This window comes from Sanguibacter sp. Z6_81, from assembly GCF_057180625.1.
This window is the reverse complement of the sequence record NZ_JBXUFV010000004.1, coordinates 181,723-205,756: the sequence shown is the minus strand read 5'-3', so window position 1 is coordinate 205,756 and position 24,034 is coordinate 181,723. Positions and strand designations below refer to the sequence as shown.

The 24,034-nt window shown below is 71.4% G+C and carries 23 protein-coding genes; 6 read left to right on the top strand and 17 right to left on the bottom strand.

Annotation, left to right across the window (positions count from 1 at the left end):
* Positions 1-17: 17 nt before the first annotated feature.
* The gene (locus AC2AXK_RS11870) at positions 18-482 is read right to left on the bottom strand and encodes a MarR family winged helix-turn-helix transcriptional regulator (protein ID WP_484345585.1); all 465 of its coding nucleotides are present in this window, start codon (positions 480-482) and stop codon (positions 18-20) included.
* A 205-nt stretch (positions 483-687) separates the two neighbouring features.
* Here AC2AXK_RS11870 and AC2AXK_RS11865 point away from each other — a divergent pair, with 205 nt between their 5' ends.
* The gene (locus AC2AXK_RS11865) at positions 688-1,233 is read left to right on the top strand and encodes a YceI family protein (protein WP_484345584.1); all 546 of its coding nucleotides are present in this window, start codon (positions 688-690) and stop codon (positions 1,231-1,233) included.
* Between the two features lie 56 nt (positions 1,234-1,289).
* Here the strand turns inward: AC2AXK_RS11865 and AC2AXK_RS11860 are convergent, their stop codons facing one another.
* Together AC2AXK_RS11860 and AC2AXK_RS11855 are read right to left on the bottom strand one after the other, a co-directional pair.
* Positions 1,290-1,952 (bottom strand): redox-sensing transcriptional repressor Rex, encoded by a 663-nt coding sequence (locus AC2AXK_RS11860; protein ID WP_484345583.1) that lies wholly within the window; start codon positions 1,950-1,952, stop codon positions 1,290-1,292.
* A gap of 53 nt (positions 1,953-2,005) precedes the next feature.
* Positions 2,006-2,257, bottom strand: coding sequence for a glutaredoxin family protein (locus AC2AXK_RS11855; RefSeq protein WP_484345582.1), 252 nt, complete (start codon positions 2,255-2,257; stop codon positions 2,006-2,008).
* 74 nt (positions 2,258-2,331) lie between these two features.
* On the opposite strand from AC2AXK_RS11855, the gene AC2AXK_RS11850 reads away from it, so the two are divergent.
* Complete coding sequence (locus AC2AXK_RS11850; RefSeq protein ID WP_484345750.1) at positions 2,332-3,165, top strand: HAD family hydrolase; 834 nt, start codon at positions 2,332-2,334, stop codon at positions 3,163-3,165.
* Between the two features lie 251 nt (positions 3,166-3,416).
* Here AC2AXK_RS11850 and AC2AXK_RS11845 read toward each other — a convergent pair whose 3' ends face one another.
* The 3 genes from AC2AXK_RS11845 to AC2AXK_RS11835 all read right to left on the bottom strand — a co-directional run bounded on the left by AC2AXK_RS11845 (position 3,417) and on the right by AC2AXK_RS11835 (position 4,997).
* Entirely contained in the window at positions 3,417-3,515 is a 99-nt protein-coding gene (locus tag AC2AXK_RS11845) for a 30S ribosomal protein bS22 (RefSeq protein WP_003792170.1), read from the bottom strand.
* 175 nt (positions 3,516-3,690) lie between these two features.
* Positions 3,691-4,878: an acetoin utilization protein AcuC gene (locus tag AC2AXK_RS11840; protein WP_484345581.1), complete on the bottom strand. Its 1,188-nt coding sequence runs from the start codon at positions 4,876-4,878 to the stop codon at positions 3,691-3,693.
* Complete coding sequence (locus tag AC2AXK_RS11835; RefSeq protein WP_484345580.1) at positions 4,785-4,997, bottom strand: LacI family DNA-binding transcriptional regulator; 213 nt, start codon at positions 4,995-4,997, stop codon at positions 4,785-4,787. Before AC2AXK_RS11835 ends, AC2AXK_RS11840 begins: the two co-directional genes overlap by 94 nt.
* A gap of 149 nt (positions 4,998-5,146) precedes the next feature.
* On the opposite strand from AC2AXK_RS11835, the gene AC2AXK_RS11830 reads away from it, so the two are divergent.
* Together AC2AXK_RS11830 and AC2AXK_RS11825 are read left to right on the top strand one after the other, a co-directional pair.
* Positions 5,147-6,523 carry a TrkH family potassium uptake protein gene (locus AC2AXK_RS11830; protein WP_484345749.1) on the top strand — a complete coding sequence of 459 codons (1,377 nt, stop codon included), beginning with the start codon at positions 5,147-5,149 and terminating at the stop codon, positions 6,521-6,523.
* A 37-nt stretch (positions 6,524-6,560) separates the two neighbouring features.
* Positions 6,561-7,262: a potassium channel family protein gene (locus AC2AXK_RS11825; RefSeq protein WP_484345748.1), complete on the top strand. Its 702-nt coding sequence runs from the start codon at positions 6,561-6,563 to the stop codon at positions 7,260-7,262.
* A gap of 70 nt (positions 7,263-7,332) precedes the next feature.
* Here AC2AXK_RS11825 and AC2AXK_RS11820 read toward each other — a convergent pair whose 3' ends face one another.
* From AC2AXK_RS11820 to AC2AXK_RS11780, 9 genes are all read right to left on the bottom strand, one after another.
* Positions 7,333-8,397 carry an ABC transporter permease subunit gene (locus AC2AXK_RS11820; RefSeq protein WP_484345579.1) on the bottom strand — a complete coding sequence of 355 codons (1,065 nt, stop codon included), beginning with the start codon at positions 8,395-8,397 and terminating at the stop codon, positions 7,333-7,335.
* Positions 8,394-9,506: an ABC transporter permease gene (locus AC2AXK_RS11815; protein ID WP_484345578.1), complete on the bottom strand. Its 1,113-nt coding sequence runs from the start codon at positions 9,504-9,506 to the stop codon at positions 8,394-8,396. Before AC2AXK_RS11815 ends, AC2AXK_RS11820 begins: the two co-directional genes overlap by 4 nt.
* The gene (locus AC2AXK_RS11810) at positions 9,503-11,068 is read right to left on the bottom strand and encodes a sugar ABC transporter ATP-binding protein (protein ID WP_484345577.1); all 1,566 of its coding nucleotides are present in this window, start codon (positions 11,066-11,068) and stop codon (positions 9,503-9,505) included. Before AC2AXK_RS11810 ends, AC2AXK_RS11815 begins: the two co-directional genes overlap by 4 nt.
* Before the next feature lie 147 nt (positions 11,069-11,215).
* Positions 11,216-12,193, bottom strand: a complete 978-nt coding sequence (locus AC2AXK_RS11805; protein WP_484345576.1) for an ABC transporter substrate-binding protein — start codon at positions 12,191-12,193, stop codon at positions 11,216-11,218.
* A 259-nt stretch (positions 12,194-12,452) separates the two neighbouring features.
* Positions 12,453-13,961, bottom strand: coding sequence for an L-arabinose isomerase (gene araA, locus AC2AXK_RS11800; RefSeq protein ID WP_484345575.1), 1,509 nt, complete (start codon positions 13,959-13,961; stop codon positions 12,453-12,455).
* A gap of 23 nt (positions 13,962-13,984) precedes the next feature.
* Complete coding sequence (locus tag AC2AXK_RS11795) at positions 13,985-14,686, bottom strand: L-ribulose-5-phosphate 4-epimerase (protein ID WP_484345574.1); 702 nt, start codon at positions 14,684-14,686, stop codon at positions 13,985-13,987.
* Positions 14,683-16,386 carry a ribulokinase gene (gene araB / locus AC2AXK_RS11790; RefSeq protein ID WP_484345573.1) on the bottom strand — a complete coding sequence of 568 codons (1,704 nt, stop codon included), beginning with the start codon at positions 16,384-16,386 and terminating at the stop codon, positions 14,683-14,685. The genes AC2AXK_RS11795 and araB overlap by 4 nt, the downstream gene beginning before the upstream one ends.
* A gap of 198 nt (positions 16,387-16,584) precedes the next feature.
* The gene (locus AC2AXK_RS11785; RefSeq protein ID WP_484345572.1) at positions 16,585-17,598 is read right to left on the bottom strand and encodes a LacI family DNA-binding transcriptional regulator; all 1,014 of its coding nucleotides are present in this window, start codon (positions 17,596-17,598) and stop codon (positions 16,585-16,587) included.
* On the bottom strand, positions 17,598-18,410 hold the full coding sequence (locus AC2AXK_RS11780; protein ID WP_484345571.1) for a hypothetical protein: 813 nt from the start codon (positions 18,408-18,410) through the stop codon (positions 17,598-17,600). The genes AC2AXK_RS11785 and AC2AXK_RS11780 overlap by 1 nt, the downstream gene beginning before the upstream one ends.
* Before the next feature lie 121 nt (positions 18,411-18,531).
* Here AC2AXK_RS11780 and radA point away from each other — a divergent pair, with 121 nt between their 5' ends.
* Both radA and disA read left to right on the top strand, forming a co-directional pair.
* Positions 18,532-19,953, top strand: coding sequence for a DNA repair protein RadA (radA, locus tag AC2AXK_RS11775; protein WP_484345570.1), 1,422 nt, complete (start codon positions 18,532-18,534; stop codon positions 19,951-19,953).
* 10 nt (positions 19,954-19,963) lie between these two features.
* Positions 19,964-21,049 (top strand): DNA integrity scanning diadenylate cyclase DisA, encoded by a 1,086-nt coding sequence (gene disA / locus AC2AXK_RS11770; RefSeq protein ID WP_484345569.1) that lies wholly within the window; start codon positions 19,964-19,966, stop codon positions 21,047-21,049.
* A gap of 147 nt (positions 21,050-21,196) precedes the next feature.
* Here disA and AC2AXK_RS11765 read toward each other — a convergent pair whose 3' ends face one another.
* Positions 21,197-21,790: a hypothetical protein gene (locus AC2AXK_RS11765; RefSeq protein ID WP_484345568.1), complete on the bottom strand. Its 594-nt coding sequence runs from the start codon at positions 21,788-21,790 to the stop codon at positions 21,197-21,199.
* Between the two features lie 189 nt (positions 21,791-21,979).
* Positions 21,980-24,010 (bottom strand): GGDEF domain-containing protein, encoded by a 2,031-nt coding sequence (locus AC2AXK_RS11760; RefSeq protein ID WP_484345567.1) that lies wholly within the window; start codon positions 24,008-24,010, stop codon positions 21,980-21,982.
* Between the last annotated feature and the right edge of the window lie 24 nt (positions 24,011-24,034).

Genomic DNA, 24,034 nt, shown 5'->3' with positions numbered 1-24,034 from the left:
GCGCTCCCCGCGCCGCCTCAGCGACAGGCGCGAGCGATGCGTTCCATCACCTCGCACAGTGCCTCCATCTGTGCGGGTGCGAGCGCATCGACGAGGTGCCGTCGCACGGAACGGACGTGCCCGGGCGCCGCCTCGACGAGCGCGCGGTTCCCGGCGTCGGTGAGCCTGCAGTCGACGCCGCGCCCGTCCACGGCACTGGACTCCCGGACGACGAGACCGCGTTCCTCCATGCGCCTGATCGTGTGGGTGACGCGACTGCGTGAGTGCGCGAGGTTCTCGGCCAGGTGCGACATCCGCATCGCGCCGTGCGGGGTCTCTGAGAGCCGCACGAGGACCTCGTACTCGTTGAGGGAGAGGTCCGCGTCGGTCTCGAGGTCCTTGTTGAGGGCCTCCATGAGGCGCGAGGTCCCTTCGAGGTACGCGCGCCAGGTCTTCTGCTCGTCGTCCGAGAGCCACTCGGTCGATGCTGTCTGTGTGGCCATGGCCCATCCCCCCTGCCGATGCCCGCGTTCGTAGGGCACATACCAGGACGATAGCGCGCAGACGCGCGGCACGAGCGGTGAGGCCCGGCGGGGGCCACCCTGGCCACGGCGTGCGCGCCCTGCTACGGTACTAGAACGTTCAACTAATGACGCGGCCTGCCCGTGCAGGCCGCCCGCACCCCGACCCGATGACGGAGACTCCCTCATGACCGCTCTTCCCGCCCAGCTCACGCCCGGCACCTACACGGCCGACCTCACCCACACGTCCGCCGCCTTCACCGTCCGCCACGCGGGCATCTCGAAGGTCCGCGGGACGCTGGCCGTGAACTCCGCCGTCATCACCATCGGCGACGAGGTCGAGAGCTCCGCCGTGGCCGCCGAGCTCGACGCAGCGTCCGTCAACACCGGCAACCCGGACCGCGACGCCCACCTGCGCACCGCCGACTTCTGGGACGTCGAGAAGAACCCCGTGTGGACGTTCGCCTCCACCTCCGTCGCAGCCGAGGGCGACGACCTCCTCGTCACCGGCGACCTCACCATCAACGGCGTGACCCGCAGCGTCGTGCTCGCCACCGAGTTCACCGGCACCGCCGTCGACCCCTTCGGCAACACGCGCGCCGGGTTCGAGGCCACCACCGAGATCTCCCGCAAGGACTTCGGGCTCACGTACAACGCGACGCTCGAGGCCGGTGGCGTGCTCATCTCCGACAAGGTCAAGATCTCGCTCGACGTCTCGGCCATCAAGGCCTGAGACCGAGGACGCCTCCGCGGGCCGGGTCGCACCACCTGCCCGGCCCGCGACAGGCCTCACCTCCCGTGGACGCCACGGCCACGAGCGCGCGTGTGGAACGCCAGGATCTGCAGCTCGCTCCCGAGATCGACGGACCGAAGCTTCACCCCGGCAGGCACCTGCAGCGCGCACGGCGCGAAGCTGAGGATCTCGCGGACCCCGGCACCGACCACCTCGTCGCAGACCTCCTGCGCAGCGTCACCGGGCGTCGCGATGACCGCGATCTCCACACCACGCCCCACGAGCACCTCCGTCAGTCGCTCGACGGGCTCGACGACCACTCCCGCCACGACCTGACCGACCACCGACGGTGACCTGTCGAACAGCGCCGAGACGGTGAATCCCCGGGCGCCGAACCCGGAGTAGTTCGCGAGCGCATGGCCGAGGTTGCCGACGCCGACGATCGCGACGCGCAGCTCCGTGGCGGTCCCCAGCACCGCACGGATCCTCTCGTGCAACCGCTCGACGTCGTACCCCACCCCGCGCGTACCGTGGGAGCCGAGGTAGCTGAGGTCGCGGCGCAGCTGCGCCGGCCCGACACCTGCGAGGTCGGCCAGCTCACCCGACGAGGTCCCCGTGACGCCCCGGGCGGTCAGCTCCGCGAGCGCCCGCAGGTACGTGGGCAGTCGTTCGATGGTCGCGCCGGGGAGAGCGCGCGCAGCCTCGTCCGGATCGGTCATGGGCCTCCTCCCGTGCGCCCGCATGTCGTCGTGCGGCCCGGTGGCCCGGCCGGTCAGAGCAGACGCGCCAACCGTCGGGCGTCGATACGCCAGAACCCCTGTTGTACACCGTCGACCATGACGACCGGGACGTACTCGCCGTAGGTCTCCGCGAGCCGCGCGTCGGAGTCGACATCGACGGCTCGCCAGCGCGCTCCCGCGTCGCTGCAGACGGCCGCGACGACCTCGAGCGCGTCGTCGCACAGGTGGCACCCTGCACGCGTGTACACCAGCACCCGTTCCGGGCACGTGTCGTCGGACTGCATGAGCCCAACCCTAGGGCCCTGGTTAGAGTGGTCGCGTGCGCAACGACGAGCTGGACCCCGCATCCGGGGAGGTGGTGGCCGCGGTCGCCGTGGAGCGCAACGCCGAGGCGCTCGCACCCGACGCACCAGCGGTCGCAGCGTTCTTCGACGTCGACAACACGATCATCCGGGGTGCGAGCTCGTTCCACCTCGCGCGCGGCCTGTACCAGCGGGGCTTCTTCCGCAAGCGCGACATCGTCAACTTCGCGTTCCAGCAGGCGCGGTACATGGCGTTCGGGGAGAGCAAGCAGCAGATCGACGAGGTGCGCTCGCGTGCGCTGCACCTCATGACCGGGCACTCCGTCGCGGAGGTCGTCGCGATCGGCGAGGAGGTCTACGACCAGGTCCTCGAGCTGCGCATCTTCCCGGGAACACAGAAGCTGCTCGACGCGCACATCGGCGCTGGGCACCAGGTCTGGCTCGTGACCGCCACACCGCTGGAGATCGGCGAGCTCATCGCGCGCCGGCTCGGTGCGAACGGCGCGCTCGCGACGGTCGCCGAGCATGCGGACGGCTACTACACCGGACGGCTCGTCGGAGACATGATGCACGGCGAGGCCAAGGCACGCGCGGTCGAGGCTCTCGCCGAGCGCACCGGCCTCGACCTCGCGGCCTCGTCGGCCTACGGAGACTCGATGAACGACGTCCCGTTGCTCTCCACCGTGGGCAACCCCTGCCCGATCAACCCTGACGTCCGGCTGCGCAAGCACGCCAAGATGGTCGGCTGGCCGGTGCGCGAGTTCCGGGGTCGGCGACGACGCGTCGCCCGGCGCGGCCTGAAGACCGCGAGCTGGGCAGGTCTCGCGTGGGCGGGCGGGCTCGTCGTACGCGCCGCCGCCCGGACCGTCCGGTCCTGGTTCGGGCGCTGAGACCGGGCCCTCCCCCTGCACGGGTCGATGGTGTCGACCTCCGCCTCTCTCCGCGCGCGAGGTCGCGAACGGGACGGGCGTCGAGCCGCACGGCGGAGCGTGCGAGCGCTCGGTCGTGGTGCAGGTCTCTGCGGGCGGGTGTGACCGGCCCGGCTAGAGGTGCATCGGCGTGACGCGGCGCTGCGTCACCGCCCGCGGGTTGCCGGGCGGGGATATGCCACGGGCCCGGTCGAAACCGGGCCCGGCGGGTACTACTTCTTGTTACGACGCTGGTGGCGCGTCTTGCGAAGAAGCTTGCGGTGCTTCTTCTTCGCCATACGCTTGCGACGCTTCTTGATAACGGAGCCCATGGGTCCTCACAATGTTGATCGGGTGACTTGCACAGCACACCACGTGCACCCGGACCTGGCTCGCAGGCCGGTCAGCCTGAAGTCACATCCAGAACTCGTCCACGTGACGCCCGCGCTCGGGAAAGTCCGCCCCCAAGACTACCTGCTTTCTCGTCGTGCGCAGACCTCACGCCGCCTAGCCGTCGGTGCTGACGTCCACGCCGAGGAGCGGGAACACGGCCTGCCGTGTGGCGCGTACCGCCCGGTCCACGGCAGCCTCCGGGTCGTGCCCCCCGTGCCAGCGCGTATAGGACACCCGGCCCGCCGAGTCGGACATGCACTCGGGTGGCGCGTGGTCGAGCCCTTCCTCCACGCACTCCCGCCACTGCGCCGGCACGGGCGCGAGCGGGCTGACGGGACGGTGCTCCGCGATCGCCAGCACGTGGCTCCACACGATCGGGACGACGTCCACGACGGCATACCCACCACCGCCGAGCGCGACCCAGCGCCCGTCCGCGACCTCGTGCGCGAGGTCGTGGATCCACTCCGCGGCCTGCCGCTGGGCGTCGATCCCGACGTCCAGGTCACTGAGCACGTCCTTGCCGTGCGCGTCGCACCCGTGCTGGGACACGATCACCTGTGGGTGGAACGCGCGGATCACGTCGGGGACGACGGCGTCGACCGCGCGCAGCCACCCCGCACCGTCGGTGCGCGCGGGCAGCGCCAGGTTCACGGCCGAGCCGGGCGCCCCGGGTCCGCCGGTGTCGGTGGGGTACCCGGTCCCGGGGAACAGCGTGGCGCCGCTCTGGTGCACCGACACGGTGAGCACCCGAGGATCGTCCCGGAACACGGCCTCGACCCCGTCGCCGTGGTGCGCGTCGATGTCGACGTACGCGACGCGCTCCGCACCGGCGTCCAGCAGCCCCTGGATGGCGACGGCGGCGTCGTTGTAGATGCAGAAGCCAGCAGCTGCGCCGGGCATGGCGTGGTGCATGCCGCCCGCGACGTGCACGGCGTGCGTCGCCTCCCCGCGCCAGACGGCCTGAGCCGCGTCGTTCGTCCCCGCCACGATCCGCGCCGCAGACTCGTGCAAGGCCGGGAAGATCGGGTTGTCCTCGGTGCCCAGACCCCGGGCGGGATCCTCGACGCCCTCGTCGGACGCTGCATGGACCGCCGCGATGTACGCGCGCTCGTGGACGGTCGCGAGGAGGTCGTCGGACGCGATCGAGCTACGGACCACCTCGACGTCGTCGTGGTCAAGGAGACCCAGGCTGCGGGCCAGGCTGATCGTCAGGTCGAGGCGCAACGGCGCCATCGGGTGGCCCGGGCCGAAGTCGTAACCGACGAGCTCCGGGCTCCAGGCGACGTGCACGCGGAAAGCCATGAGCAACGGTAACGCGAAGCGAGCGTCGGCCAGGGCTCGCGCGGCGGCGCTGGGCCGGTGAGGACCCTCGAGACCGTCGGGACGGACACCCCGGCCGTCCGCGCGACGTCGGCGATCACCGGTGTCCGAGGATGCGGGGGCGAAGTCACGGGTACGTGACTACTGTGTCCCGGCGAGGCCTCCGGCAGGCGCGGCTCGCCGCACGGACCCCGCCCGCATGACACAGTTCATCAGGAAGAACGACCGCGCAGCCCAGGGGAGACAGCAGATGGCATCCGGTGTCGCGGGGCGCCTGTGGGCCGGGCGTGAGCTCGTCGACCGCATCGCACGGCAGTCCCCCGCCCGGCTCGCCCTCACGGTCTTCGCCGCCGTGATCGCCGTGTTCACCGGGCTGCTCTCGCTGCCCTGGGCGACGAGCGACGGGACACGGGCGCCGTTCGTCGACGCGCTGTTCACCGCGACCTCCGCCGTGTGCGTGACGGGCCTGGTCACCGTGCCGACCGGCACGTACTGGTCGACGTTCGGCCAGGTGACGATCCTCGTCGCCGTCAAGATCGGCGGGCTCGGCGTCATGACGCTCGCCTCTCTGCTCGGCATGGCGGTGTCCCGGCGCATCGGGCTCACCCAGCGGCTCCTCACGGCGTCGGAGACGAAGACGACCCGGCTCGGCGAGGTCGGGTCTCTCGTCCGGGTCGTCATCATCACGTCCACGAGCCTCGAGGTGGCCATCGCCGCATTCCTCGTCCCGCGGTTCCTCGTGCTCCACGAGAGTCCCGGCGAAGCCGTGTGGCACGGCATCTTCTACGCCGTGTCCGCCTTCAACAACGCAGGGTTCGTCCCGACGGCGGAGGGTCTCACGCCGTTCGCCGGGGACTGGCTCCTGCTCATGCCGATCATCGTCGGGGTGTTCGTCGGGTCGCTCGGGTTCCCGGTGATCCTCAACCTCGCCCGCCACCGGCGGGACGTGCGCCGCTGGAGCCTGCACGCGAAGCTGACGATCACCATGAGCGTCCTGCTCGTCGCCGTCGGCAGCATCCTGTTCATCGCCCTGGAGTGGGCGAACCGGGGCACGCTGGGGCCCCTCAGCTGGCCGGACAAGCTGCTCACCGGTCTGTTCATGGGGGTCATGCCCCGCTCGGGGGGGTTCTCCACCGTCGACGTCGGCGAGATGCGCGAGGCCAGCTGGCTCATCACCGACGCCCTCATGTTCGTCGGTGGCGGGAGCGCATCCACCGCTGGTGGCATCCGGGTGACGACGATCGCCGTGATGATGATCGCGATCGTCGCCGAGGCCCGCGGGGACCGGGACGTCGAGGCCTTCGGCAGGCGCATCCCAAGAGACACCCTGCGCCTCGCCGTCGCGGTGTCGTTCGTCGGCGCGACGGCGGTGCTGCTGGCCACCCTCGTGCTGCTCGAGATCACCGGCTGGACGCTCGACGTCGTGCTCTTCGAGGTGATCTCCGCGTTCGCGACCTGCGGACTGACCACCGGGGTGACCCACGAGATGCCGACCGCGGGCAAGTATGTCCTCATCGTCTTGATGTTCATCGGTCGCACAGGCACGATGACACTTGCCGCAGCCCTCGCGCTGCGCGACCGCCGTCGGGTCATCCGACTGCCTGAGGAAAGGCCCATCATTGGTTGACAGGACGCCGACGATCATCGGCAACGACCGTGCGGAGATGCGTGCGTCGAAGGGCCGCACCGGGACGGAGACGGGCAAGGACCGCGGCTCCAAGGACGCCGGGGTCCTCGTCGTCGGGCTCGGCCGGTTCGGGTCGTCCCTCGCGCTCACGCTCGACCGGCTCGGCCAGGACGTCCTCGCCATCGAGCGCTCCCCCGCGCTCGTGGCCCACTACTCCGACCGGCTGCCGATCGTCGAGGCCGACGCGTCCAACCCCGACGCCCTCGAGCAGGTCGGCGCCCGCGACTTCTCCGTCGCCGTCGTCGGCGTCGGCACGTCGCTCGAGGCGAGCGTGCTCATCACGGGCAACCTCGTCGACATCGGCACACCACAGATCTGGGCCAAGGCGGTCTCGGCCGAGCACGGCCGCATCCTGCAACGGATCGGCGCCCACCACGTGACCTTCCCCGAGGCCGACGCCGGCAACCGCGTCGCGCACCTCGTCTCCGGCAAGCTCCTCGACTACATCGAGGTGGAGGACGGGTTCACGATCGTCAAGATGCGCCCGCCGAAGGAGACGCAGGGATTCACCATCGCGCAGACGAAGGTGCGCGAGCGGTACGGCGTGACGATCATCGGGGTGAAGTCCCCCGGGCAGGAGTTCGTCTACGGCGAGCCGGAGACCCGGATCTCCTCGAACGACCTGCTCGTCGTCTCGGGGCACTCCGACCTGCTCGAGCGGTTCGCCGCGCGGCCCTGAGACCCGCGGCGACCGTCCGCGCGGCGCCCCGGCCCCGGAGCGGGTCGCCGGGGCCCCGCGCGGGAGGCGACTACCGTCGGCGGAGCGTGATGACCCGCTGGAGGACGACGAACCCGAGCAGCACGAGCCCGATGAACACCCGGGTCCACCAGGAGTCGAGTCCCTCGCGGGCGATGAGCACCTGGATGAGCCCGTACACGAGGACGCCGAGCCCCGTACCGAGCACGTAGCCACCGCCCCCCGTGAGGATCGTCCCCCCGATGACGACCGCGGCGATCGCGTCGAGCTCCATGCCGATGCCGGTGAGGTTGAAGCCCGACTTCGTGTAGAAGGCGAAGAGGATCCCGGCGATCCCGGCGCACGTGCCGCTGATGACGTACACCCACACGACGGTCCGGCCACCCTTGAGCCCCATGAGCTGGACCGCGTTGCCACCGTCGCCGACGCCCACCCCGTAGACGGTCCGGCCGAACCGCGTGTAGTGGAGCATGAGGAAGGCGACGAGCAGGACGACGAGCGCCACGATCATGCTGAGGTTGATCTTGGAGATGTTGCGCCCCTCGCCGAACTTGATGCTCCACGAGGCGAGCGCCGCGAAGCCCTCGTCCTTGATGGCGAGCGACTTGACGCTCACGACGTTGCACAGGCCGCGGGCCAGGAACATCGCGGCGAGGGACGCGATGAACGGTTGGATCGCGAAGACGTGCACCATCGTCCCGATGAGGAGGCCGAACGCGGACCCGATGAGAACCCCGACGACGAGCACGACGGGCAGCGGGAAGCCCGCAGGGAGGAGCGTCGCGACGACCAGCCCGACGAGCGCGACGACCGCACCGACGGACAGGTCGATGCCGCCGGTGAGGATGACGAACGTCATGCCGACCGCGAGGACGAGCAGGTAGGAGTTGTCGACGAGGAGGTTGGAGAACAGCTTGACGCTGACGAACCCGCGTTCTCCTCCGTAGCGGGACTCTCCGACGGCGAGCATGATCACGAGCGTGAGGAGCGTCCCGGCGACGGGCAGGTACCGGGGCTCGATGACACGGGAGACGGCCGCACGGACCGCCGCGCCGGTGGAGCGCGGACCGTGGGCTCCCGCCGGGCGGTGCGCGGGCTGTGCAGTGGTCGTCGTCATCGCACGACCTCCTTGACGGTCGGGACGGAGGTCGGGGCGGGGGCCGCGCCCTGAGCGGGACGCGCGCGGCGCCGGGAGGCACCCGAGCGGATCATCTCGCGGAGACGGGGCGACTGGGCGACGCAGACCGCGATGATGACGAGGGCCTTGAACAGAGGGGTGATCTGGGACGGGATGTGGAAGATCACCACGGCGCGCTCGATCGTGCTGAGGATGAGGGCCCCGATGACGGTGCCGCCCAGGTAGAACTTCCCTCCCGCAAGGGTCGTACCGCCGAGGACGACGCACATGATCGCGTCCATCTCCTTCATGAGACCGATGTTGTTCGCGTCGGCGGCCATGGTCGGAGCGCCGTAGACGATCCCCGCCAGACCAGCGAGGAACGCGGCGACGATGTACACGAACCACGTGATGCTGCGCGCGGGGACACCGGCGAGCCGGCTCGCCTCGCGGTTGATGCCGACGCTCTCCAGGAGCATGCCGAGCGCCGAGCGGCGCACGAGCAGCACGAGGAGGACGAACACGACACCTGCGATGACGACCGGGGTCGGGAGCCCGAGCACGAAGCCCGAGCCGAGGAACTTGAAGGGGCCGCTCGTGACCGTCGTGATCTGGCCCTGGGTGATGAGCATCGCGATGCCCCGCCCCGCGACCATGAGGATCATCGTGGCGATGAAGGGCTGCACCCCCAGGACCGAGACCATGAACCCGTTGAACGCGCCCATCACGAGCGCGACGCCGAGGGCGACCCCGACGGCGACGAGGACGGTCGGGACGCTTCCCGCCGTCGGAGAGCTGTCGAGGTACGTGAGGGACACGGCGAGGGAGATCGCCATGACCGCCCCGACGGAGAGGTCGATCCCGCCGGTCGCGATGACGAGGGCCATGCCGAGCCCGAGGAGCATCGGCGTCGCGCTGAACCGCAGGATGTCGATGAGCTGGCCGAACAGGTGCCCGTCCCGCACGGAGACGTCGAGGAACCCCGGGCTGCGCAGCCCGCAGGCGATGAGCAGGATGACGAGTGCCGCGACGGGCCAGAAGAGCCTGTGGTGGACGACCTGCTGGAGGACGGTCGGGCCGCCCCCGCCACGTGCGGTCTCGGTGCTCACGGTGTGCTTCCTTCGAGGGGGGCGGGCAGGACGGGCGCGGCGATGCTCGTGAGGATCGTGTCGGGTGTGACGTCCGGGCCGTTGCGGATCTGCTCGACGAGGACGCGGTCACGGAGGATCTCGATCCGTTGGCTGACGCGCAGGACCTCCTCGAACTCCGAGGAGATGAACACGACGGCCATGCCGTCGTCGGCGAGCTCTGCGACGAGCTTCTGGATCTCGGCCTTGGCGCCGACGTCGATCCCGCGGGTCGGCTCGTCGAGGATGAGGATGCGGGGGGACGTGGCGAGCCAGCGGGCGAGCAGCACCTTCTGCTGGTTCCCACCGGAGAGGTTCTTGATGAGCATGTTCGGGCTCGCGGGGTAGACGTTGAGCGCCGTCATGTACTTCTCCACGATGGCGTCGAGCTCGCGTCGGGGCACCGGTCGCCACATGCCTCGCATGGTCTGCACGGCGAGGGCGATGTTCTCGCGGACGGTGAGGTCCCCGATGATCCCCTCCTTCTTGCGGTCCTCGGAGGAGAAGGCGATGCCAGAGGTGAGCGCAGCGAGCGGGTCGCTCAGGCGCACCCTGCGTCCGCCGAGCTCGAGTGAGCCCGTGTCCGGCTTGTCGGCGCCGGCGAGCAACCGGGCAGCCTCGGTGCGCCCGGAGCCGAGGAGACCTGCGAGCCCGACGATCTCGCCGGGGAAGACCTCGAGGTCGTACGGCTCGATCTGGCCGTTCTTGCCGAGGCCGATCGCTGCGATCGCGGGAGCCTCGCCGCTGTGCGAGGTGCGGGCCCGGGCGACGGCGCCCTCCTCGAGGCCCGCGAGCTCCTCGCCGGTCCGGCCGATCATCTTCGAGATGAGCTCGAACCGGGGCAGGTCCTGCGTGCGGTAGGACCCGACGAGGCGCCCGTTGCGCAGGACGGTCATGCGGTCGGAGATGGCGTAGACCTGGTCGAGGAAGTGCGAGACGAAGAGCACGGCCACACCGGCGTCGCGAAGGCCGCGCACGACGTCGAAGAGCTCGTCGACCTCCGCCTTCTGCAGGCTCGACGTGGGTTCGTCGAGGATGAGCACCTTCGCGTCGACGACGGTCGAGCGTGCGATCGCGCACAGCTGCTGGACGGCGATCGAGTGCGCGGAGAGCATCGATCCGGGATCGATCGACAGCCCGAGGCGCTCGAGGTACGCCGCGGCCTCCCTGCGCATCTTGCGCCAGCTGAGGAACGGACCGGTACGTGGCTCGTGGCCGAGCATGACGTTCTCCGCCACGGACAGGTTGGAGCAGAGGTTGACCTCTTGGTACACGGTGCTGATCCCCGCGTCCTGCGCGTCGCTCGGGCCGGTCAGCCGTACCTGCTCGCCGCTCACGACGATGCGTCCCGAGTCCACGGTGTAGACCCCGGTGAGTGCCTTGATGAGGGTCGACTTGCCCGCGCCGTTCTCCCCCATGAGGGCGTGCACCTCACCGGGGTAGAGCGTGAAGTCGACGTCGTCGAGCGCCTTGACGCCGGGGAACGTGATGGTGATTCCTGACATCTCCACGACTGGCGTGGCTGCCGCCTTCGTCAAGGACATCGTTGACCTTTCTGCTGCGGCCCGGGGGCCGCGAGGTGGGGCGTCGTCTCGACGCGGGGCGTGCGCCGTCCCGTCGCGGACGCTGACCGGGCCCCGTGCGGGGCGCGGGACCAGGTCAGCGTCCGTGCGAGAGGGTGCGGCAGCGGGTCAGAAGGACCGGCCGTCGATGACCTCTTGAGTGATGGTCTGGTCGAACGCCTCGTCCACGACGATGGTCTCCTTGTCGACCTCTTCGCCGTTGGCCACCTTGACGATGAGCTCGGCGAGCTGGTCACCGAAGGCGGGGTTGCACTCGACGACGTAGTTGAACTTGCCCTCGAGCAGCGCGGTCAGGCCGTCCTTGACGCCGTCGACCGTGACGATCTGGATGTCCTGGCCGGGGACCTTGCCGGCGGCCTCGATGGCCTCGATGGCGCCGAGGCCCATGTCGTCGTTGTGGGCGAAGATGAGGTTCATGTCGGGGTACGCCTGGAGGGCGGCCTCGACGGCCTCCTTGCCCTCGGTCCGCGTGAAGTTCCCGCTCGCCTCACCGATGACGTTGTCGCCCGCGACGGACCGGAAGCCTTCCTGACGGTTGGTCTGCGCGCCGGAGCCCATCGTCCCCTGCAGCTCGAAAATCTTCGCGTCCGGGTGGTTCGCCATGACCCACTCGCCGGCCGTGACGCCCTCGGCGGTGAAGTCGGCGCCGATCCACGTGACGAAGGGGTCCTCGACGGTGGTGTCGACCGTGCGGTCGACGAGGACGACGGGGATCCCGGCGTCCTTGATGTCCTGGAGGACCTCGTCCCAGCCGGTCTCGATGACGGGGGAGAAGGCGATGACGTCGACGTCCTGGTCGATGAAGTCGCGCAGCGCCTTGATCTGGTTCTCCTGCTTCTGCTGCGCGTCGACGAACTTCAGCTCGATGCCGTTCTCCGCGGTGAGGTTCTCCTTGATCGACTCGGTGTTCGCCGTGCGCCAGCCGCTCTCCGCCCCGAGCTGGGAGAAGCCCACCTTGACGAGGTCGCCGTCCGAGCCCTCGGACCCGCCTCCCCCGTCGCTGTCCGAGCTGCAGGCGGAGAGGGTGAGGATCGAGAGCGCGGCGAGGGTGCTGATCGCTGCGCGGGTGAAAGCCTTGCGGGCCATATCTCCTCCTTGAGATGTGCCTGGCGTCGTCGGTCGGCGTCAGACGGTGAGGGCGGGATCGTCGGCGGTCTCGCGCTACAGCGATGTTAGCGTTCACATCCGACATGGGCGCTTGGCGGTAGATCACTGTTGCGTAACGAAAGTCGGAGTTCGTTGTTGCGGTAAGTTTCGCCCGTTTCGCATCCCTTCGCCGTGCCCCCCGGGGCACGACAAAAGAGGGGGTCGGACAGTGTCCGACCCCCTCTTTCCGCGTCCTGCCCTAGAAGCCCTGCGCGAGCCTGTAGTACGCCTGGTTCCAGCGCAGCTCCTGCGCGAACCGCCGCGCCTCGGTCGACGCGTCGATCGTCACGAGCTCCGTCCGCGCCATGTCCGCGAGGTCCTGGAACGCCTCGAGGCCCAGCGCCGTGCTCATCACCGTGTGGTGCGCGGCTCCCGCGAGCAGCCACGCCTGGGCCGACGTCGCGAAGTCGGGCTCCGGCTTCCACACCGCACGCGCGACCGGAAGGTTGGGCAGCGCGTGCGCGGGCTCGACGACCTCGACGACGTTGACCGTGAGGCGGAAGCGCTCACGCATGTCCGACAGCGCGACGACGACGGCCGGGCCGGGGTCGGTGTTGAACACCAGACGGACGGGGTCCTCCCGGCCGCCGATCCCCAGCGGGTGCACCTCGAGGGACGGCCGCGCCGTGGTGAGCGTCGGGCAGATCTCCAGCATGTGCGCCCCGAGGATCACCTCGTCGCCGGGCGTGAGGTCGTACGTGTAGTCCTCCATGAGCGACGCCCCGCCCGGCAGGCCGTAGCCCATGACCTTCGCGGCCCGCACGAGCACGGCGGTCTTCCAGTCCCCCTCGGCGCCGAAGCCGTAGCCCGCGGCCATGAGCCGCTGGACCGCGAGACCGGGGAGCTGGCGCAGCCCGCCGAGGTCCTCGAAGTTCGTCGTGAAGGCATCGAAGCCGCCCTCCTCGAGGAACGAGCGCAGGCCTGCCTCGAGGCGCGCGCCGTACCGCAGCGACTCGTGCCGCTCGCCGCCGGGCAGCAGCTCGGCCGCGACGTCGTAGAGCTCGACATACTCCGCCACCAGGGCGTCGATCTCGCTCTCCGCGACCGCGTCGACGACAGCCACGAGGTCGTTGACGCCCCACGTGTTGACAGACACCCCGAGGCTGATCTCCGCCTCGGTCTTGTCCCCCTCGGTGACGGCGACGTTGCGCATGTTGTCCCCGAAGCGCGCCAGGCGCATGTTCCGCATGGCGTCGAAGCCCGCTGCGGCGCGCGTCCACACGGCGATCTGCTCGATCACGGCAGGGTTGGACACGTGGCCGACGACAGTCTTGCGCGGCACGCCCATGCGCGTCTGGATGTACCCGAACTCCCGGTCGCCGTGGGCGGCCTGGTTGAGGTTCATGAAGTCCATGTCGATGTCCGCCCAGGGCAGCTCGACGTTAGCCTGCGTGTGCAGGTGCAGCAACGGGGTGTCGAGCGCGTCGAGCCCGCGGATCCACATCTTCGCCGGGGAGAACGTGTGCATCCAGGCGACGAGCCCGATGCACGCGGGGTCGGCGTTGGCCGCGAGCGCGAGCTCCTTGATGGAGTCGGAGTCCTTGAGCACCGGCTTCCACACGACGCGCACGGGCACGTCGGGCGCCGCGTCGATCATCTCGGCGATGACCTGCGACTGCTCCGCCACCTGCCGCAGCGTCTCCTCGCCGTAGAGGTTCTGCGACCCGGTGAGGAACCAGATCTCCTTGCCGTCGAACGGGTTCTTCATCGTCGTTCCTTCACTGGCCGGGGTCACTGGCCGTAGACGTTCTGGTAGCGGTCGTAGAGGGCGTCGATGCTCTCGTCCGGGATCCGCGTGGGCTCGCCCAGCTGGCGTGAGATGTGCACGGTCCGCGCCACCTCCTCGACCATGACGGCGGCCTTCACCGCGGCCTTGGCGTCCCGGCCGATGGTGAACGGACCGTGGTTGCGCATGAGCACCGCGGGCGAGCGGGACGTCGACAGGGTCTCGACGATGCCGCGTCCGATGGAGTCGTCCCCGATGAGCGCGAACGGTCCCACGGGGATGTCTCCGCCGAACTCGTCGGCCATCATCGTCAGGACGCAGGGCACGGGCTCTGCGCGCGCGGCCCACGCGGTGGCGTACGTCGAGTGGGTGTGCACCACTCCCCCGACGTGCGGCATGTGCCGGTAGACGTAGGCGTGCGCCGCGGTGTCCGAGGACGGTTGACGGGTGCCGTCGACGAGCGTGCCGTCGAGGTCGCACACGACCATGGACTCCGGGGTGAGCTCGTCGTACGTCACGCCCGAGGGCTTGATGACGAAGAGGTCGGCGCTGCGCAGGCGCTGGGAGACGTTCCCGGCGGTCCAGACGACGAGCTCCCAGCGTGGGAGCTCGGCGTGCAGCCGGGCGACGAGCGCCCGGACCTCGGCGACCTCCGCCCGGACCTCGTCGCTGTACCCGTCGAGGCCTGCGGGTGCCCCGGCGCTCATGCGCCGGTCCGGGCTGCGCGGCGGATCGCCTTGAGGCGGTGCATGACGTCGTTGGCGCCGCGACCGAAGTAGTCGTGGAGCGTGCGGTACTCCTCGTACAGGGCGTCGTACCGGGCCGCCCGCTCCTCGTCGGGCTCGAACGCCGCAGCGGTCCGCTTGCCCATGGCCTTCGCGGCGCTGCGCACGTCGGGGTAGGCGCCCGCGGCGACGGCCGCGTGGATCGCGGAGCCCAGCGCGGGCCCCTGCTCGGACGCGATGGTCGACAGCGGCAGCCGCGTGACGTCCGAGTAGACCTGCATGAGGAACCGGTTCTTCAGCAGACCACCGGCGACGACGAGCTCGGTCACCGGGACGCCTGAGGCGTTGAACGCCTCGACGATGGTGCGCGTGCCGAAGGCGGTCGCCTCGAGCAGCGCGCGGTAGGTGTCCTCGGGCCGCGTCGCGAGGGTCTGCCCGACGACGACGCCGGAGAGCTCGTGGTCGACGAGCACCGACCGGTTGCCGGAGTGCCAGTCGAGGGCCACGAGACCGTGCTCCCCGATCTCCTGGCGCGCCGCGAGGTCGGTGAGGTACTCGTGCACCGACTGCCCGGCGGCAGCTGCGGCCTCGGAGTAGGCGGCGGGGACGCCATTGTCGACGAACCATCCGAAGATGTCACCGACGCCGGACTGCCCGGCCTCGTAGCCCCACAGCCCTTCGACGATCCCGCCGTCGACGACGCCGCACATGCCAGGGACCTCGTGGAGCTCCTCACCGCTCATGACGTGGCACGTCGAGGTGCCCATGATCGCGGTCATCTGGCCGGGCGCGACGGCGTCGGCCGCGGGGGCGCAGACGTGGGCGTCGACGTTCCCGACGGCGACAGCGATGCCCTCGGGCAGCCCCGTCCAGGCTGCGGCCTCGGCCGTGAGCGTGCCGGCGCGCGCACCGAGCTGGCCGATCTCGTGCTCGACCTTGTCGGCGACGAACCCGCGGAAGTCGGGGTTGAGCGCGGCGAGGAAGTCCTCGCTCGGGTACTGCCCGTCCTGGTAGATCCCCTTGTAGCCGGCGGTGCACGCGTTGCGCACGTACTGCCCGCACAGCTGCCAGACGATCCAGTCCGCGGCCTCGACCCAGTGGTCGATCCGGTCGTAGACCTCCCGGTCCTCCTCGAGGACCTGCAGGCCCTTGGCGAACTCCCACTCGGACGAGATGAGGCCGCCGTAGCGCTGGATCCACGACTCGCCGCGGGCGTGCGCGAGCTCGTTGATGCGGTCGGCCTGCCCCTGCGCCGCGTGGTGCTTCCACAGCTTGACGTACGCGTGCGGGCGGTCTCCGAGGCCGTCGAGCTCGCACAGCGGCGTGCCCGTCGTCGTCGTCGGGACCATGGTGCAGGCCGTGAAGTCCGTGGCGATGCCGATGACGTCCGCGGGGTCGACCCCGTGCTCGGCGTGGGCCTGGGCGAGGGCGGCGGGGACGGCGTTCTTCAGGACGTCGACGTAGTCGGCCGGGACCTGGAGCGCCCAGTCGGGGGCCAGCCGGACGGGCGTGCCGGAGTCGGCGGCCGGGCCGGCCGTCAGCACGTCGTCCATGACGGCGTGCGGGTACTCGAAGACGCCGGTGCCGAGCTCGGCGCCGTCGTGCACACGCACGACGACGGCGCGTCCGGAGAGAGTTCCATAGTCGACGCCGATGGTCACGGCGCGCTGCGGGTCGGTCATGGGGTGAGCCTCATCGCTGCTGGGGGGTGCGTGGATTCTCCGACAGTGCCACAGTCACCCGGACCCCGTCGTCGAACCACGATGTTAGCGTTCACAATCCGGTCCGTGTCAACCCCTCGTCGCCGCGCCGCGCCGCAGGGAACCCGCTCGGACCAGGCAGCCGACCACCCGCGTCGCGGGCCCCACCACAGCGGCGTCTCACGCCCGGGGCGGGCCGGTGCTGGAGCGCACGACGAGCGCGGGCGCAGAGACCGACGGCGCGGCCGAGCCGTCGTCGAGGACGCGCAGGAGCGTCTCGATGATGCGGGTGCCGAGCCGGTGGAAGCCCTGGCGGACCGTCGTCAGCGGCGGGATGAAGTGGGCGGAGCCGGGGATGTCGTCGAACCCGACGACGCTCACGTCGTCGGGCACCCGGAGCCCTGCCTCGTGGAACGCTCGCAGCAGCCCCAGCGCGAGCTGGTCGTTGGCCGCGAAGACCGCTGTCGGCACACCCTCCTGCACGAGCCGCCGCCCCACCTCGAACCCCTGGTCGGCGGACCAGTCCGCCGCGGCCGGCTCCCGCAGGTCGAGCCCGAGGTCCCGGGACTCGGCCTCCCACCCGGCGACGCGCGCTGCCGCGTCCAGCCAGTCCCGCGGACCTGTCACGTGCACCACCTCCCGGTGCCCGAGCCCGGCGAGGTGGCGCACGACGAGGCGCGCGCCGAGCTCCTGGTCGACGAACACCGTGGTGACGCTCTCCGGCGGGTCCGGGATCGACGCGACGACGACCATCGGCAGCCGGTCGTCGAACGCCCGCAGGGCGTCGACGACGTCCGCGTGCGGTGCGATGACGACGATGCCCTCGACCGCCTGGCCCATGAAGTGCTCGAGGGCGTCGTTCATCGAGGGCGCGTCCAGGACCCTCAGCGTCGCGACGGTGAGGAAGTAGCCCGCCTCCCGGGCCGCCTCCTCGATCGCGACGAGGGTCCTCGACGGGCCGAAGAGGTAGGACCCCGTGGTGACGACCCCGATCGTGCCCGAGCGGCGCGTCACGAGAGCCCGCGCGGACATGTTCCGCCGGTACCCGAGGTCGGCGATCGCCGTCAGGACCCGGTCACGTGTCTCCGGTCGCACGTTGGGGTGGTCGTTGAGCACCCGTGAGACCGTCTGGTGCGAGACCCCGGCCGCGCGCGCGACGTCGTTCATCCCGGGGGGACGCCCGGCAGCTGCCATCAGAAGCCGTATGCGCGGTAGACGTTCTCGACGTCCTGCCCGGGCCCGGCGACCTGGACGAGCACGCTGCCGTTCGTCCACACCGCCGAGCCGATCTCCCCCTCCGAGCCGGCGATGACGTAGCTGCCGGTGACGACGTCCCCGACCATGACCTCGCCCGAGTCCGTCGCCTCACCGACCTGAGCAGCGAGCCCGGCGGCGGCGGCCGCCGCCTCCTCCGGCGTGGCCCACTGCGCGACCGTCACCGCGAAGGACGCCTCCACGCCGTCGAGCTTCCCCGTGTACGTGAGGTCGTACCCCTCGAGCGCGCCGCTCGCCGCATGCGTCTCGGACGGGACGATCGACCGGAGGGAGTACTGCCGCACCGACGCCGGCAGGGCGAGGAACAGCGCGGACCCCTCGCCCCGCTCGACAGGCTCGACGTCGGGGACGGGCGGCGGGGCCTCGACCGTGACGGTGGGCGCGGGCTCGGCTTCCTCGCCGCCGGACAGCGCGAGGTACACCCCGGCACCGACGGCCGCGAGCACGGCCACCCCGAGCACCCACCACATCCATACGGGGCCGGGCAGCGCACGACGGCGGGTCGCGACGTCGTCGTCGGACTCCGCCCCGGCGGTCGCAGGGGCCCGATCGAGCGCCGCCGCAGCAGCCACCGTCGGATCGGTGGCACCGCGCAGCCGCGAGATCTCCGGTCGCGGCGCCGTGACCGCGCCCGCGCCCGGCGCGCCGGGCCCTGCGGCCCCGCCCCCCGGCTGCTCCCGCTCGGACCAGGGCCGCGCCGGACGTGCTGGCCGGTCGTCGTGCTCGCTCATCGTTCTCCTCGTCCACTCGGCGGTGGGCCCCGCACGGTCGCGCCCAGCCTACGGGTGGCGTCCGTCGGGAAGCGGGACCGCCCGCGGGTCCGTGTCGGTGGTCCCCGGTACCGTCCCGCTCATGGCCTCCTCGAGCACCACCGCGTCGCGCGCGACCGCGCGGACCAGCAAGCCCGGCTACCGCTGCTCCGAGTGCGGGTGGACGACGTCGAAGTGGGCGGGACGGTGCGGCGAGTGCCAGGAGTGGGGCTCGGTCTCCGAGGTCGGCGCTGCGGCGACCGGCCCCCGGACGGTGGCCAGCGCCCCGACGCGGAACCTCGCGCGGCCGATCGGCGAGATCGACGTCGACACGGCGAAGGCCACGCCGACGGGGATCAGCGAGTTCGACCGGGTCCTCGGTGGTGGCCTCGTGCCCGGCGCCGTCGTCCTGCTCGCCGGCGAGCCCGGCGTGGGCAAGTCGACCCTCCTGCTCGACGTCGCGAGCACGGCCGCGCGCGGTGGGCGCCGGGTCCTCTACATCACCGGGGAGGAGTCGGCCGGTCAGGTGAGGTTGCGCGCGGAGCGCATCGACGCCCTCGCACCCGGGCTGCTCCTCGCTGCAGAGACGGACCTCGGCCTCGTTCTCGGACAGGTGGAGGCGGCCGAGCCGGACCTGCTCATCGTCGACTCGGTCCAGACCGTCGCGTCCGCACAGGTCGACGGCTCACCCGGGGGCGTGAGCCAGGTCCGCGAGGTCGCCGCCGCGCTCATCGCGGTCGCGAAGGACCGCAACATGCCGGTGATCCTCGTCGGGCACGTCACCAAGGACGGTTCGGTCGCCGGCCCCCGCACCCTCGAGCACCTCGTCGACGTCGTGTGCCAGTTCGAGGGCGACCGCCACTCGCGCCTGCGGATGGTGCGCGCCGTGAAGAACCGGTACGGCCCGACGGACGAGGTGGGGTGCTTCGAGCTCACCGAGGACGGCATCCGCGGCCTGGCAGACCCGAGCGGCCTGTTCCTGTCCCACATCAACCTCGCCGTGCCGGGCACGTGCGTCACCGTCACGCTCGAGGGACGCCGCCCGCTGGCGTTGGAGATCCAGTCGCTCGTCGTCCCGAGCCCGCTGGCCAACCCCCGCCGGACGACGAGCGGTATCGACTCGAGCCGGCTCGCGATGATCCTCGCCGTGGTGCACCGCCACCTCGGGGCCAAGCTGTCCGACGCGGACGTCCACGTCTCGACGATCGGCGGGGCCCGGGTGTCCGAGCCCGCCGCCGACCTCGCCATCGCCCTCGCCACGCTGAGCGCACTCGAGAACAGGCCCGTACCGGTGGGCACCATCGCCATCGGTGAGGTCGGGCTCGCCGGGGAGCTCCGCGCCGTGACGGGCATCTCCCGGCGCCTGAGCGAGGCGGCACGGCTCGGATTCACCCGAGCGGTCGTCCCGGCAGGAACAGCGGGTCCCGCCCCTGCGGGCATGACCCTCCTGCCGTCCGCCAACCTCGCCGAGGCCGTCCGACTCACCCAGACGGTCGCCCGCCCCGCCGCGGCCGTCGGCGCGTAGGATTCGTCCCGTGGCCAACTCCCCCGCGCACATCGACGAACTCCTCCGCGAGACCCTCGCAGCCGTCGCACCCGGCACCGAGCTGCGCGACGGGCTCGAACGGATCCTGCGTGGGCGCACCGGCGCCCTCATCGTGCTCGGCTTCGACGACACCGTCGAGACCATCAGCTCCGGTGGCTTCGTCCTCGACGTCGAGTTCGCCGCGACCCGCCTCCGGGAGCTCGCCAAGATGGACGGTGCGATCGTCCTCGACCGCGAGGCAAGCCGGATCCTGCGAGCAGCCGTCCAGCTGCTGCCCGACCCGACGATCGAGACCACCGAGTCGGGTACCCGGCACCGCACCGCCGAGCGCGTCGCGAAGCAGACCGGCTTCCCCGTGATCTCCGTGAGCCAGTCGATGCGGATCGTCGCCCTCTACGTCAGCGGCTCGCGCTACGTGCTCGAGGACTCCGACACCATCCTGTCCCGCGCCAACCAGGCGCTCGCGACCCTCGAGCGCTACAAGGCCCGCCTCGACGAGGTGAGCGGCACCCTGTCCGCGCTGGAGATCGAGGACCTCGTCACCGTGCGCGACGTCTGCGCGGTGGTGCAGCGTCTCGAGATGGTCGGCCGGATCTCGGAGGAGATCGCCGGCTACGTCGTCGAGCTGGGGACGGACGGGCGCCTGCTCGCCCTGCAGCTCGACGAGCTCATCGGCGGGCTGGGCTCGGACCGCGAGTTCGTCATCCGCGACTACGTCGAGGTCGGCCGCAAGGACCACTCGGTCGAGGACGTGCTCGCGAGCCTCTCGGAGCTCGACTCCACCGAGCTCCTCGACCTCAGCCTCATCGGCCGGACGCTCGGCCTGCCCGGCGGCGGGGAGGCGCTCGACGCCGCGGTCGCCCCGCACGGTTACCGCCTCCTGTCGAAGGTGCCGCGCCTGCCGGCCCCGGTCGTCACCCGGCTCGTCAGCCACTTCGGAGGGCTCCAGAAGCTCCTCGCGGCCACCGTCGAGGAGCTCATGATGGTCGACGGCGTGGGCGAGCAGCGCGCACGGGCCGTCCGCGAAGGTCTCTCCCGCCTCGCGGAGTCGAGCATCCTCGAGCGTTACGTCTGAGCTCGAACGCTACGTCTGAGCTCGAGCGTGACGTCTGAGCTCGAGCGTGACGTCCGAGCGTGAGCGCTACGTCCGAGCGTGAGCGCTGGGCGTGACGGCTGAGCGTGACGACTGGGCGTGACGACTGAGCGCCCTCGTGCGAGCCGCTCAGCTCTCGACGGTGAACGTCACCGCGGAGGACGAGACACCCTGGGTGGTCACGACGGCCTGGTAGGTGCCCGCGCCGATGCCGGGTAGGTCACCTGCGCACTCGGGCGCCGACCGCTGGGTCGCCCACTCGACCGTCTCGGTGTCCCGGTCGCCCGGCGCGAGGAGCAGCATCCGCGGGCCCGCCGTGTCACAGTCTGCGCTGGACCAGATCCGGTCCGTGCCGGAGGTGATGACGAGCTCGCGCGCCGTGCGGCCAGCGTCGACGGTGCAGGCCACCGGGCCGCTGTGCGAAAGGCTCACCTCGAACCCCACGGAGTCACCGACGGCAACCGTCGCGCCCGGCAGCGTCAGGGCGAGCTGGAGCTCAGCGGCGGCACAGTCCGTCACGGGCGCCGCGGCGGTGGGGCTGGCCTCGGGCGCCGCCGGCTCGTCGCTCGCCTGCGACCGCGTCGCCCAGCCCACGAGGGTGACCGTCCCGGCGACGAGCGCACCGAGGACAGCGAGTGCCAGCACCGCGACGAGCACGCGGCGCCGCAGGAAGGTGCCGGGGCCGGGCCCGGACGGCCCTCCCGGGCGCGGCGGCCCACCCATGGGTCGCCGCACCCGGGGGGCCGCAGCAGCCGAGGCGGGCGGTTGACCCGCCCGGGGGCGCGGGGCAGGACCCCGTGACCCCGGCGGGCGGGAACCGGTCGGTCGTGCACCGGGCCGCCCCGCCCCGCCCCTGCCAGCCGCGTCGTTGTCCATCCGCTCATTGTGCTCCACGGCGAGGGCGAGGAGCCGTCACCTCCCCGGGAGCGTGCCACCTGCCGAACGCCCCGTGGTCGCAGAGGCCATGCCCGCGACGGTCGCGTCGTGCACGACGACCCGGTCCCTGCCCCGCTCCTTGCCCGCGTAGAGCGCGGCGTCCGCGCGCTGCATCACCTCGCCTGCCGTCACCCCGGGCTCCCAGGCGGCGATCCCGACGGTGCACGTCTGCCCCCCGGGCACCGCGTCCCGCAGGCGCTCGAGCACGTCCACCGCCTCGGTGAGCGTGCAGTCCGGCAGGACCACGGCGAACTCCTCGCCACCCCAGCGCGCGACGACATCCACCTCACGCACGAGCGTGGCGGCGCGCCCGGAGAACTCCCGGAGCAGGCCGTCCCCGGCCGCGTGCCCGTAGGTGTCGTTGTACGTCTTGAAGTGGTCGAGATCGATGAGCGCGAACGCGAGCGGCGTCCGGGTGCGGCGCGCGTCGGCCATCGCCTTCTCGACCGCGGCGTCCCACCCACGGCGGTTCACGAGCCCGGTGAGTGCGTCGCGTCCGGCCGCGTCCTCGAGCCGGGCGAGCAGCGCGCCGCGCTCGATCGCGTGCGCAGCCTCCCCCGCGAGCGTCTCGATCATGTGGAGCACGTGGGGCGCGATGGCGTCGACCCGGTGGTGCCACGTCATGCACAGGACGCCGACGGCCGGGGCGCCACCGCGCGACAGCACCGGGAAGCACGCCGCCGCGTTGGTGCCGAGCGCCGCACGGACCTGTGCCGACACCTTCTCGTCCTCGCTGAGGTCCGGCACGAGGACCCACCGGCCGGTGCGCAGCACCTCGGCGGTGCGGGACGGTTCCGACAACGGGATCCGCAGCGCGGGCATCTCCACCCCGACCACAGCGGTCGAGACGACGTTGCCGAGGCCGTCCAGCTCCATGAGGTACGCGCCGTCGGCGTCGGTGATGTCGAGCACGGCAGCGCACACCGCCTGCCGGGCGTCGTCCGCGGTCGCGACGGCGGACGACGCCCGGGCGAGGCGCTCGAGCCGGACGGCGTCGACCGCCGCGTCATCCGCCTGGCGGCGAACCTGGGAGAGGAGACGGTCCCGCTCGTCCCGGTTGAGCGAGATCGTCAGTCCCACGACGGTCGTCACGCCGACGAACGCCTGGACGAGCAGCGCCCTGGCGATGCCGTCCTCCACCTGAGCGAACGGCCCCCAGCCCTCCAGCGTGAAGATGCACGCAGCGACCCCGACGACGAGGGTGTGCAGGGTCGCGATCGTCGTGGTGAACCGCAGAGCCACCCACACGGTCACCGGAATGAGCCCGAACGCCACGGGGACGTCCGCGAGCGTCGTGAACGCCAGGGTGTACGCGAGCGCCGACGCGACGACGGCGAGCGCGAGCTCGAGCGCCGACCAGCCCGTGGGCCACACCTTCACCCGTGCCTGTTCCTCGCCGCCACCTCCCGGTCCCCCGAGGGACCGGGAGAGCTGGAACCCGACGCTGGCGATGAGCAGGACGCTCACGGTGTTCCGCATGACGAACATCCCCACGGTGAGCCACGTGACCTGGCCCCCGAGGACCGCGACGGCACCCAGCCCCACCGCGGCCGCCGCGACGCTGCTCACGACCGCCGCCGACATCAGCCAGAACGCCTCGTGACGGCGGACCAGGCGGATGCCTGTCCCCGGCGCGGCGGCACGCGCGCAGACGCGGAAGACGCCGACCTGCACGACGATGGACAGGGCGAGGGAGGATGCCAGCCCGGCGTCCGCACCGCTGAGCATCGTGACGAGCACGGTGAGGGTCAGAAGGAGCACGTGGTCCACGACCGCCCAGGCCCGGGGGCGCGCCGCGGCGAACCAGACGACCGCCACGCCCGCAGCGGGATAGACGAGGCTGAGGTTGAGGCCGTCGACCGCCGTCTGCCGCCCGATGACGAGCGCCAGGAGATACACGACGGCGAACACTGCTGTGCGCGAGGCCCCGGCGGCGCGGGGGGCGTCGCTGCCACGTGGGCCGACGGGGCTGCTCCGGGAGGTCGGGGCGGACTCGTCCTCGATCATGGGGGCCATTCAAGCATCTCCCCC

What these genes read in the sequence shown, in the direction of transcription:
- AC2AXK_RS11845 (WP_003792170.1), bottom strand. Translation starts at nt 3,515, where the DNA reads ATGGGCTCCGTTATCAAGAAGCGTCGCAAGCGTATGGCGAAGAAGAAG.
- AC2AXK_RS11805 (WP_484345576.1), bottom strand. Translation starts at nt 12,193, where the DNA reads ATGGCCCGCAAGGCTTTCACCCGCGCAGCGATCAGCACCCTCGCCGCG.
- AC2AXK_RS11865 (WP_484345584.1), top strand. Translation starts at nt 688, where the DNA reads ATGACCGCTCTTCCCGCCCAGCTCACGCCCGGCACCTACACGGCCGAC.
- AC2AXK_RS11860 (WP_484345583.1), bottom strand. Translation starts at nt 1,952, where the DNA reads ATGACCGATCCGGACGAGGCTGCGCGCGCTCTCCCCGGCGCGACCATC.
- radA (WP_484345570.1), top strand. Translation starts at nt 18,532, where the DNA reads ATGGCCTCCTCGAGCACCACCGCGTCGCGCGCGACCGCGCGGACCAGC.
- AC2AXK_RS11810 (WP_484345577.1), bottom strand. Translation starts at nt 11,068, where the DNA reads ATGTCCTTGACGAAGGCGGCAGCCACGCCAGTCGTGGAGATGTCAGGA.
- AC2AXK_RS11785 (WP_484345572.1), bottom strand. Translation starts at nt 17,598, where the DNA reads ATGGCAGCTGCCGGGCGTCCCCCCGGGATGAACGACGTCGCGCGCGCG.
- araA (WP_484345575.1), bottom strand. Translation starts at nt 13,961, where the DNA reads ATGAAGAACCCGTTCGACGGCAAGGAGATCTGGTTCCTCACCGGGTCG.
- araB (WP_484345573.1), bottom strand. Translation starts at nt 16,386, where the DNA reads ATGACCGACCCGCAGCGCGCCGTGACCATCGGCGTCGACTATGGAACT.
- AC2AXK_RS11780 (WP_484345571.1), bottom strand. Translation starts at nt 18,410, where the DNA reads ATGAGCGAGCACGACGACCGGCCAGCACGTCCGGCGCGGCCCTGGTCC.
- AC2AXK_RS11760 (WP_484345567.1), bottom strand. Translation starts at nt 24,010, where the DNA reads ATGATCGAGGACGAGTCCGCCCCGACCTCCCGGAGCAGCCCCGTCGGC.
- AC2AXK_RS11830 (WP_484345749.1), top strand. Translation starts at nt 5,147, where the DNA reads ATGGCATCCGGTGTCGCGGGGCGCCTGTGGGCCGGGCGTGAGCTCGTC.
- AC2AXK_RS11820 (WP_484345579.1), bottom strand. Translation starts at nt 8,397, where the DNA reads ATGACGACGACCACTGCACAGCCCGCGCACCGCCCGGCGGGAGCCCAC.
- AC2AXK_RS11855 (WP_484345582.1), bottom strand. Translation starts at nt 2,257, where the DNA reads ATGCAGTCCGACGACACGTGCCCGGAACGGGTGCTGGTGTACACGCGT.
- AC2AXK_RS11795 (WP_484345574.1), bottom strand. Translation starts at nt 14,686, where the DNA reads ATGAGCGCCGGGGCACCCGCAGGCCTCGACGGGTACAGCGACGAGGTC.
- AC2AXK_RS11840 (WP_484345581.1), bottom strand. Translation starts at nt 4,878, where the DNA reads ATGGCTTTCCGCGTGCACGTCGCCTGGAGCCCGGAGCTCGTCGGTTAC.
- AC2AXK_RS11765 (WP_484345568.1), bottom strand. Translation starts at nt 21,790, where the DNA reads ATGGGTGGGCCGCCGCGCCCGGGAGGGCCGTCCGGGCCCGGCCCCGGC.
- AC2AXK_RS11825 (WP_484345748.1), top strand. Translation starts at nt 6,561, where the DNA reads ATGCGTGCGTCGAAGGGCCGCACCGGGACGGAGACGGGCAAGGACCGC.
- AC2AXK_RS11870 (WP_484345585.1), bottom strand. Translation starts at nt 482, where the DNA reads ATGGCCACACAGACAGCATCGACCGAGTGGCTCTCGGACGACGAGCAG.